Origin of the sequence: Paenibacillus sp. NPDC058071 (assembly GCF_042885235.1) — a bacterium.
Taxonomy (GTDB): Bacteria; Bacillota; Bacilli; order Paenibacillales; family Paenibacillaceae; genus Pristimantibacillus.
In genome coordinates this window covers 14,746-24,918 of record NZ_JBHVSK010000025.1, presented here as the reverse complement: position 1 = coordinate 24,918, position 10,173 = coordinate 14,746, and the positions used below count along the sequence as shown (strand labels likewise).

The 10,173-nt window shown below is 51.6% G+C and carries 8 protein-coding genes; 2 read left to right on the top strand and 6 right to left on the bottom strand.

All coding sequences use genetic code 11. The features are described 5' to 3' along the window. Positions 1–93 precede the first annotated feature (93 nt). Both ACFVTB_RS26310 and ACFVTB_RS26305 read right to left on the bottom strand, forming a co-directional pair. Positions 94–1,467, bottom strand: a complete 1,374-nt coding sequence (locus ACFVTB_RS26310) for a (Fe-S)-binding protein (RefSeq protein WP_387756131.1) — start codon at positions 1,465–1,467, stop codon at positions 94–96. After that, on the bottom strand, positions 1,460–2,875 hold the full coding sequence (locus ACFVTB_RS26305; RefSeq protein ID WP_387756129.1) for an FAD-binding oxidoreductase: 1,416 nt from the start codon (positions 2,873–2,875) through the stop codon (positions 1,460–1,462). The genes ACFVTB_RS26310 and ACFVTB_RS26305 overlap by 8 nt, the downstream gene beginning before the upstream one ends. A gap of 140 nt (positions 2,876–3,015) precedes the next feature. On the opposite strand from ACFVTB_RS26305, the gene ACFVTB_RS26300 reads away from it, so the two are divergent. Beyond that, positions 3,016–3,720: a FadR/GntR family transcriptional regulator gene (locus ACFVTB_RS26300; RefSeq protein WP_387756127.1), complete on the top strand. Its 705-nt coding sequence runs from the start codon at positions 3,016–3,018 to the stop codon at positions 3,718–3,720. A 163-nt stretch (positions 3,721–3,883) separates the two neighbouring features. On the opposite strand, the gene ACFVTB_RS26295 is transcribed toward ACFVTB_RS26300, so the two are convergent. Beyond that, positions 3,884–5,560: a cellulase family glycosylhydrolase gene (locus ACFVTB_RS26295; protein ID WP_387756125.1), complete on the bottom strand. Its 1,677-nt coding sequence runs from the start codon at positions 5,558–5,560 to the stop codon at positions 3,884–3,886. A gap of 470 nt (positions 5,561–6,030) precedes the next feature. On the opposite strand from ACFVTB_RS26295, the gene ACFVTB_RS26290 reads away from it, so the two are divergent. After that, positions 6,031–7,386: a dicarboxylate/amino acid:cation symporter gene (locus tag ACFVTB_RS26290; protein ID WP_387756123.1), complete on the top strand. Its 1,356-nt coding sequence runs from the start codon at positions 6,031–6,033 to the stop codon at positions 7,384–7,386. 174 nt (positions 7,387–7,560) lie between these two features. Here the strand turns inward: ACFVTB_RS26290 and ACFVTB_RS26285 are convergent, their stop codons facing one another. From ACFVTB_RS26285 to rpoD, 3 genes are all read right to left on the bottom strand, one after another. Further along, positions 7,561–8,130, bottom strand: coding sequence for a histidine phosphatase family protein (locus tag ACFVTB_RS26285; RefSeq protein WP_387756121.1), 570 nt, complete (start codon positions 8,128–8,130; stop codon positions 7,561–7,563). A gap of 118 nt (positions 8,131–8,248) precedes the next feature. Continuing rightward, positions 8,249–8,818 (bottom strand): histidine phosphatase family protein, encoded by a 570-nt coding sequence (locus ACFVTB_RS26280; protein WP_387756119.1) that lies wholly within the window; start codon positions 8,816–8,818, stop codon positions 8,249–8,251. A 361-nt stretch (positions 8,819–9,179) separates the two neighbouring features. Further along, on the bottom strand, positions 9,180–10,151 hold the full coding sequence (gene rpoD / locus ACFVTB_RS26275; protein ID WP_387756117.1) for an RNA polymerase sigma factor RpoD: 972 nt from the start codon (positions 10,149–10,151) through the stop codon (positions 9,180–9,182). Positions 10,152–10,173 lie beyond the last annotated feature (22 nt).

The window sequence follows — 10,173 nt, the reverse complement described above, 5'->3', positions numbered from 1 at the left end:
TCCTCTTTTTTCTTCTAAAAAAAGTAAAAAAATTACCCACTGCTCTTTATAAGAGAGCGGTGGGTAATTTCACCGACATCTTTTTCGCCGCATTTATGAGGATGTCGAAACGACTCGCTCATACAAATAGTCGACAATATGCATCGCTTCCATCGGTTCCGGCGGCCGATGTTTCTCGATGCCAAGCTTCATTTGCAGCAGGCAGCCCGGATTGCTCGTCAGCATATAACGGGCATTCGTCGCTGCGGCATGCTCCATCTTATGCTCCAAAATTTGTCCGGCCATTTCCGGTTGCACCACATTGTAAATGCCCGCAGAGCCGCAGCAGCGGTCCGCCTCCTTCATCTCCTCAAAGCACGCGCCCTCGACGCCGCGCAGCAGCCGGCGCGGCGCATCCGCGCTCTTCATCACGTTTCGCAAATGGCAGGAATCCTGATACGTAACCGTAGTTACGCCGCTCTCTCCTTCCGATAAGTCGGCAAAGCGAGGAAGACGCCCCTTCTCCGCGATCAGCGCGCTAACGTCAATTACACGCTCAGCAAACCATTTCGCATCGGCCTGCACCGCTTCATCGGGATCGTCGTGCAGCAAATGATCGTATTCGACGAGCAGAGCGCCGCAGCCACCCGCATTGGAGACGATATAATCGACGCTGGCTTCCTTGAACGCTGCAATATTCGTTCTCGCCAAAGCTTTCGCCTCGTTCATCTCCCCGCTATGCGCATGAAGCGCTCCACAGCAAGCCTGCGTCTTCGGAATGATAACGTCGAAACCTGCCTCCGACAGCAGCTTCACCGTGTTGACGTTCGTGTCCGCGAACATAACGTCCATAATACAGCCCCGGAACAGCGCCGCGCGTCCGATCGGCTCTCCCTTAGCTGGATAGTAGCTGCCCAGCCGCTCTACGACGCCTTTGGACGACGCATCCGGCAGTATCGATTCCATCTCCCGCAAATGGGCCGGGAACAGCTTCATGACACCGGCTCCTCTCGCCAGCTTGCGAAGGCCCGATTTTTGATAAAAGCCGAGAGATCCGCCCAGCAGCTTCAGGCTGCCGCGATGTGGGAAAACGCCCTTGAACATCAGCTTCCGCAGTCCCTTCACCGGCGCGCTGTGCGGCGAGTAGTCCTCGATTGCGTCTCTAGCCTGCTCGATCAGCTGTCCATATTTCACATCGGCCGGACAAACCGGCTCACAGGCCCGGCAGCCGAGGCAGTGATTCATCTGATCCTGAAAAGCCTGATCCGGGTCCATCAAGCCGTCGGCCACCGCTTTCATTAAAGCGATTCTTCCGCGCGGCGACTCCTGCTCGATACCTGTCTCGCGGAAGGTTGGGCACGCCGGCAGGCAGAAGCCGCAGCGCATACAATTGGTCAGCTGATCGTAATCCAGCTTGCCCAGCAGCGTCTGCGCCAGCGGATTCTCATGCTGAATATCGGGCTTGCTCTTGATTTTCGATTCAATCATGCTGAAGAACCACCCTTTTTCTCGATTGTTTGGCGAACATCTTTCCCGGATTAAGCAGATGATGCGGATCGAAAGCGTCTTTAATGCCGCGCATGACGTCCATGCCTGCAGCGCCGACCTTCCATTCCAAATAAGGAGCTTTCACGACACCCACGCCGTGCTCGCCCGTAATCGTGCCGCCCAGCTCGATGGAAGCTTCGAAAATTTCGGCGAACGCCTCCTCTACCCGATGAATTTCCTCGGCGTCCCTTGCATCCGTCGTTGCCGTAGGATGCAGATTGCCGTCCCCGGCATGTCCGAACGTCGCAATTGTCACGTTATATTTTTGTGCGATTTCATTAATGCGCTTGACCATATCGGCAATTCGCGAGCGCGGAACGGTAGCGTCTTCGAGTATCGTCGTCGGGCGAAGCCGCGCCAGCGCCGTGAATGCGCTGCGACGCGCGGTTAACAGCCGTTCTGCTTCCTGCCGGCTCTCGGCCACCTCGATACGATCGGCTTTCTCGGATTCGCAAATGTCTCGGATCCGCGCGATGTCGCGCTCAACCGTCTCCGGATCGCCGTCCTGCTCGATCAGCAAAATCGCCTCCATATCAAGCGGCAAGCCGAGCTTCGCAAAGTCGTCCACGACGCGCACAGTCGGATTGTCCATAAATTCGAGCGTTGCCGGAATAATTTTCGACTCGATGATTTTGGACACGGTGCGAGCGGCGCTGTATAAGTCGCGATACATCGCCAGCATCGTTTTTTTCGTTTTCGGCGGCGGGATCAGCTTCAGCGTGGCCTCCGTAATGACGGCCAGCGTTCCTTCCGAACCGACGAGCAGCTTCGTCAAGTCGTAACCGGCCACATCCTTCATCAGCTTGCCGCCGGTGCGAATAATGCGACCGTCAGCCAGCACCGCTTCCAGCCCAATCACATAGTCTTTCGTCGTGCCGTACTTCAAGCCGCGCAGCCCGCCGGAGCATTCCGCGATGTTGCCGCCGATTGTGCTAATCTTCATGCTGCTCGGATCGGGCGGATAGAATAGCCCCAGACTTTCGATATGGGCTATAAACTCAGCCGTAATGAGTCCCGGCTGAACGACGGCCGTCAAATTTTCCATATCGACCTCCATGATCGCATTCATGCGATGCATCACCATGACAATTCCGCCCTCAAGCGGCACCGTGCCTCCGCATAAATTCGACCCGGAGCCGCGGCTGACAAGCGGGATACGATGCTCGTGCAGCACTTTCATAATGTCGGACACTTCCGCCGTGGATGAAGGATAAATAACGCCGTTCGGAAGCGCTTGCAGCATTGGCGTGCCGTCGTAAGAATGGGCGACTCGCGATTCCATATCGTCACGATAGCCCTTTTCTCCGACGATAGCTCTCAGTTTGGATGTGATTTCAGCATTCAGCATCGGTTCGAAGCTGCCTCCTTTAATATTCATCAGGTCATCTGATGACTTTTCAATCATTATAGCTTATGATTAGATAGAAATACAGAAAAATTTGCAAAGCGCGAAATCGAAATCAATCAAGGGAGCTGCCCGTACGCGATATGAAAATCGAAACGAAGAAAGGCCACGAAATCGTAGGCCGTATTATATTAGATAAAATCGAAGGCGGCGAATGGCCGCCTGGCGCGAGACTGCCGTCCGTCACCCAGCTTTCCGAGCAATTCGGCGTCGGCCGCTCGACCGTGCGCGAAGCGTTAAGCGCGCTGAAGGCGACCGGCTGGCTCGACATCCGGCACGGCGGCGGCACGTTCGTGAAGCCAGTGCTGCCGACCGAAGCGCCGGCTGGCTCCTCCCTGTTTCAAGAGGCCGATTCGATCCTGGAGCTGCTCGAGGTTCGGCAAATTTTGGAGACCGGTACCGCCTCTTTTGCTGCGAAACGGCGAACGGACGATGACCTTATCAAGCTGGAAGTGATTCTGAATCGTATGGAGCAGGCGCTTCGGGCGGACGACACAGCGGAAGGCGAGAAAGCCGATCTCGACTTTCACGCGGCCATCGCCGCCGCCTCCCGCAATACGCTGCTCATTCAAATGATGGATTCCTTGGCGCAGCGGCTTGGCGAGACGATCGGCAAGACGCGGGAGCTGTGGTTTTTCCAGGAGCGCTCTACCGCGGAACGGCTGCTGGAGGAGCACCGGTCGATTTATGAAGCTATCCGGCAGGCCGATTCTATGCTGGCGGCCGAACGGATTGGCGAGCATCTCACCAAGGTCGAATCGGTGCTTAAGCCGTCCATCCATGCGTAAAAAATCCCCGCCGCCGAAGCGAATGCTCGCTTCGGCAAACGGGGATTTTTTTTCGTCTAGTTGCCGCTCATTGCGTGGTACACCTCATGCAATAACTGCATTTAACTGCATTTAACTGCATTTAACCGCCTTTAACGATTCCGTCTTGCCGCCCGTATGAACATTACGGAGCGGAAGCGATCGTAAACTCTTCCCACTGCGAGGCGCTGTCCCTATTGGCGTACAGCACTGAGCCTAGGTTCTGATCGGCGCTGACATACTTATTGTTGGCCGTCGATTGAATCGCCACCCTGCCGTTGCCGCGATCGACCAGACGGAACTTTTCCCAAGCCTGAATCGTCGTTGCCCGCGCTACTAGCTGCGTATTCTCGTCGATAACGGCGGTAACGTATTTGTTGTTGGCAGCCGACAGGAACGATACGGTACCGTCTGCATTGTTGACAATCGTGAACTTCTCCCAGCCGCCGACCGTCGTACGATTGGCGACAAGCGAGCCTGCGCCAGCATTTTCCGCGCTTACGTAGCTGTTATTAGCCGCCGCGCGCAAGCTCGACGTCGCCGCGACGGGTGTTACGGGCGCAGGCGGCTGCGAGGCGTATTTTTTGATTACGTTGATCAAGCCTGTGTTTGGCTGGAAGTTGGCGGTCGTAAATTTGCTCCATTTGGACGTAATGACGGCTGCGCTGTCGTTATAGATGTCCGGCACCGGGTTCGCATTGTTGTTGTAATAGCCCCAGTTGCCTGCTCCCGTCACCTTATACGACCAGTTCGACCACGAGACGTTGAGCGAATTGAGCCCGCCCAGCCATTTCTCCCATAAATCAAGCTGACCATACGAAAATTCGCCCGCGTACACCGGCACGTTCCATGCCGTCTGGTACTGCGCTATTTTGGCCAGCCAGTTGTTCATCATGGAGTTTGTCACGTTCCAATTGTCATATTGATCGAAGTTGTAATTATGCGTTTCGTACACGACGTTCGTCCAGCCGTACGCAGACGGCGGAAGGGCCTGCTCAAAATCGAAAAACGCCGCGACGATAATGATATGATTCGGATCCTTCGCTCTGACGGCCTTGTAAAGCCGGTCATAATAATTAAACTTCTGTTGAACTTGCGCGGCATTTTCCGCTGCGCCGGAGGTGAGCAGCGGCTCGTTCAGCAAATCGTATGCGGCGACAGTCGGATTCCCGTTATAACGCTCAGCGATGCGCTCCCAAATTTGCACCGTCCGGTTTTGAAACGTCGAGTTGCTCCACAGCTGATTGGAGTTGGTTATACCGCAAGAATGCCACGGACAAGCGCCTCCCTGTACGCCATGGAAATCGATAATGACATATATATTGCGCTGCGCGCTTTGGTTGATAAGCCAATCAAGCTCGCGGAACGAGATGGAATCCGACTTCATCGAGCCGTCCGGGTTCATGAAGTCTTCCCAGTAGATCGGCACGCGAACGGCGTTCAGTCCCATATTTTTAATGTTATCGAGATCGCTTGCCTGAATCCAATAATCTTGATACGCGTCCTGCAAGCTGTGATTGCCGTCGGTGCCAAAGCGGGTCCACAGCGTCTTCGTCAGCGTATACTGGTCCGGGGTGTTCATCGGCGACATCCACTGCTCCTGCAGCAGCCACCCGCCGAGATTCGGCCCCCGCAAGTTGACGATAGCGCCGGTTCCCGAATTATTGCGAATCACCTTGCCGTTCGTTTTCAAAAAATCGGATGTACCGAAAGCGGCTTGCGCTTTCGTCTGCAGCCCTGGAAAAGACAATAAAACTGCGGCTGTCATTAAAAATGCCAGCAACGTTGCCACTACGGTTTGACCTTTCGTTCTTCTTCTCATTACAATCCCTCCCGCCGAAATTGAAATTAGAAACGCTTACCGACTTCCATCGAACAATCGTCCCTTCTATCCTGCTGCCAATGCACGCTTTAGCTGTTTTGCTGCATAGACCGCCTTAACAAGCTGTTGGCTGCACCACCTCCACGATGAAATGAAATCGTTTGCAAAAAGAAACGGATGTTTGCTTATGATAAATCCTTTTATAAGGAGTTATCATTGCTGAATAAAGAACGGTTTTCTCTCTCTCCGCTAGCAAGCAAGAAAAATGAAATCGAATTCATTTTAGGATCATTATAGCAAAAAAAGGAAGGAACGAAATCAGACTTTCTGACTATAAAAGGAAGCGCTTCCATTCTGTTTTTCAAAAAATAGAATTGACAGCCTGACATTGCGGGTGATATATTGTTTTCATTCTAATTCATAGTAATCAGGTAGACATTATTGATTATCAAGAAAGGATGTTCATCATCATGGAAAACAACTTGGTTACCGCCCTTCAAGATAACTGGATTACATTGGGCGTATCCGCAATTATTCTTGCTTTTCTTTATTTCTTGGCTAAAAAACGGGTAGGCTTCGGCACCCGCGTTCTTATCGCACTCGGCCTAGGCCTTGTCGCAGGCGTTATTTTCAATCAATTCGAATTAAAATTCGAAGGCGTCGGTACGATCGGCTCCATTTACGTCAGCTTGATCAAAATGATCGTTATTCCGCTCGTGTTCGTTCTCGTCATCAACAGTATTATTTCGATAACAAATATCGCATTCCTGAAAAAAATCGGTATTAAAACGGTCGCCTGGTTCCTTGGCACGACCGGCGTAGCCGCTATTATCGGTCTTCTGGTCGCACTGGCGATCAACCCTGCCGGCTCCTTCGAAGCATCAACGCCTGAAGGCTTCCAGGCACGTGAAGTGCCTAGCTTCTTCCAAGTTATTTTGGATCTCGTTCCTTCGAACCCAATCAATGAAGCAGCGACAGGCAAAGTTCTCCCTGTGCTGATCTTCGCCATCTTCATCGCGATTGCGATCGTGAAGGTAGGAGCTAAAAAGCCGGATGCGGTTCAACCGGTCAAGGCGCTGTTCGCTTCCTTAACGGAAGTGCTGCACCAAGTCGTTAAATTTGTACTGCGCTTCACTCCGTACGGCGTTTACGCCTTGATCGCGGTAATGGGCGCAAAATACGGCCTGGAAACGCTCAAGCCGCTGGCGACGCTTATTCTGGTTAGCTACATCGCTTTGGCTCTGCATTTCGTGCTCGTATTCGGCGGCCTCGTAGCCTTCGTCGGCAAGCTGAATCCGTTCCGCTTCTTTAAAAAGGCGTATCCGACGATCGCCGTTGCTTTTACAACCCGCAGCAGCTACGCGACGCTGCCGGTTAACCTGGAAGTCATTACGAAACGTATCGGCGTATCGCCGCGTATTGCGAGCTTCGTCGCTCCGCTTGGCGCAACGATGAACTTCAACGGATGCGGCGGCATTTGGCCGGCAATCGTTGCCGTCTTCGTCTCCCATGTGTACAATGTTCCGCTTAGCGTAACAGACTACGTATTGATCGTCGCCGTGAGCGTCATTTCCTCTATCGGTGTAGCCGGCGTTCCGGGTCCCGCTTCGATCTCCACTACTGTCGTTCTGACAGCGCTTGGCCTGCCGCTTGAAGGCTTGGCTATGGTCGTTGCGGTTGAATCGCTGATCGACATGGGCCGTACGGCAGTCAACGCAACCGGTACAACGGTTACAGCAGCGCTCGTTGCCAACTCCGAGGGCGAGCTTGACCGCAGCATCTTCGATAGCGACAAAAACGACGAGCTGGAATTGAACCCGGCTTAAGGAATCACAACAAAACGAAACAGCGTTCGCCGGAAGGCGGGCGCTGTTTTTTTTCGGCAACGCCCACATGCCCATCCTGTGCTGCGACCGCGGCGGCTATGCGATGAAACCTTTTTGACTCTATTCGAGGTTAAACGATGCCGGACACCGCTGATTGAACAAAAGTTCTACGACTTATATTTCAATGCGAGTTACCTGCTTCAATTCCAATTGTTCAAATTGCAATTTATAAATGTCGGGCTTCCTTGTTTGATTAAAAAAGGCAAGATTATACGCTGGATCGAAGTATTGCATCATTAGCGTCATGACGTTCCCGTGCGTGCCGATCGCAACTTTCATTCCTTTATAAGCGGTCAAAATCGTTTTCAAAGCGGCAATTGCACGGTTCTGGCAATCGCTGCTCGTTTCGCCGCCAGGCAGCGCATAATCGGGATCACTAAACATTTTTTCGATAGCAGGTATGAATTGTTCGTCTGAAATGATGTAATCCTCTCCGGCAAATTGCCTCTCCCGCAAATCTTCTATCGTTTCGATTGGCAGCTGAAGCTGCTTGGCGAGCCCTTCGATCGTTAAGACGGCTCGCGCATACGGACTGGACACAAACGCCTGAATGCCTTCATTCCGCAATGCCTCGGTAACGGCTTGCGCCTTTTGCCAACCGTCGGCTGTCAAACCACGCGTCCGTTCATTCCCTTCCGTATATGGCGACTCTGCATGCCGCACCATGTAGATTGTCGTGTACATAACGAATCCTTCCTCCTCTTTAAAATGAAATCCGGTAGTCGGTACCGGCACTCATGGCAGGGTTGACGGCGCATATAGCTTGCCTGCGTGTTGAACATTGAACATACTAACTATGGCATTACCGATTAAATGTATAGGTTGTACAATGCCAATGCTTCGAGCTTGGTTTTTTCACTCCATCCCAGCCTCTTTTTTTGAGCTCTTTACCAATGAACCTATTAAAGAAACCATGCCCAACCAAAACGACGTTTTGATTTTCTTTTGCGCATTGATCTAAAAACGCAGCAGCCTTTTCAGCCCTTATTTGAGCGTCCTTCAAAGACTCGCACTCACGTGCATAACCGCTAAACCATAGGCATCTCAACATGACCGCCCAAAGACTGGGATTTAACCTCAATCCCCCTAATTTCACTGAAGGCGCCGGTAATTCTGTTTCACGAAATAATGGGTCTGAAACAGCAGGCAGGCTGGAATTTAAAAGCTTTGCAGATTCGATCGCCCTCTTTAAATCGCTTGTCACAACAACGGTTGCTGCGCTTGCTTTTTCAACCGTTTCCGCAGGATACGACTTTTCTTCGAATACGCCGTTGTTATCGTATTTTTCAACCCAATGCTTAAACGCTCCACAAGTTACAGGCTTATCTTCAATCCATAACGATTTACCGTGTCTGATCAATGTAATTTCCATAGGCCACTCCTACTTCTCGCTTAGAACCGAATTCAGTGCTGGAAATCAACCACTATCTTCCAAACATTAGACGCTCGAAAACACTAGAAAGTTGTTTGAATCCCACTAATTATTCCTGAAATTGAAAATAGAACAGTCGCTTGTCCCGTGAAAAACGGTGCGCATAAAGGCTATTTTCAGAAGAAATGCAATATTTGTTTGCTTCGCTGGAACCCTATGTTTGGGCCAAAAAAAACTCCCCTGCAGGCAAGAAGGTTATTTATCTAACCTTCTTGCTTACAGGGGAGAATATAGTACTTGATCGAATCGAATCGGCTATACTCATCCAGAGCATTGCCGCAATGGCTTGAAATCTGACGGATTACTCCAAAAAATCCTTCAATCGTTTGCTCCGGCCCGGATGTCTTAACTTTCTAAGCGCCTTCGCCTCAATTTGACGAATACGCTCGCGCGTTACTCCAAAGCTATGGCCCACTTCTTCAAGCGTGCGATTGCGTCCGTCATCCAGACCGAAACGAAGCCGCAGCACCTGCTCCTCCCTCTCCGTTAAGGTGTCCAACACGTCGTTCAGCAGCTCTTTCAAAAGAGTAGAGGTAGCAGCGTCGGCTGTCGACTGGGACTCCTTATCTTCAATGAAGTTGCCTAGATTCGAATCCTCTTCATCGCCAATCGGCGTTTCTAACGAAATCGGCTCCTGGATGATCTTCATCAGGTCCTTCACTTTATCTACGGTAATATCCATTTCTTTCGCTATTTCTTCCTCTGTAGGCTCACGGCCGCTGCTTTGCAGAAGCTGTCTCGAGACGCGAACAAATTTATTAATGGTCTCTACCATGTGAACGGGAAGACGAATCGTTCTGGACTGGTCCGCAATGGCGCGAGTAATGGCTTGACGCACCCACCATGTGGCATATGTGCTGAACTTGAAGCCTTTCGAGTGATCAAATTTGTTAACGGCTTTCATGAGCCCCATATTGCCCTCTTGAATTAAATCAAGCAGATGCATACCGCGTCCGGCGTACTTTCGAGCTATACTGACAACAAGCCGCAAATTCGATTCTGCCAGCTTTCGCTTCGCCCATTCATCCCCTTGTTCGATTCGTTTCGCCAGCTCCACTTCCTCTTCCCCAGAGAGCAGCGGCACCCGGCCGATCTCTTTCAAATACATGCGTACCGAATCATCCGTGCGGACTCCCGGAGGCAAAATATAATCCGTGTGAACCGACAAATTATCGGACAATCCGTCCGTTTTGCCGGAATCGGTATGAGGCTCGGAAAGGATATTTTTCGTCTGTTCATGTTCTCCGTTTGTATACGTATCGTTTGAGACCATCTTTTACCCTCCCCTAATTCTA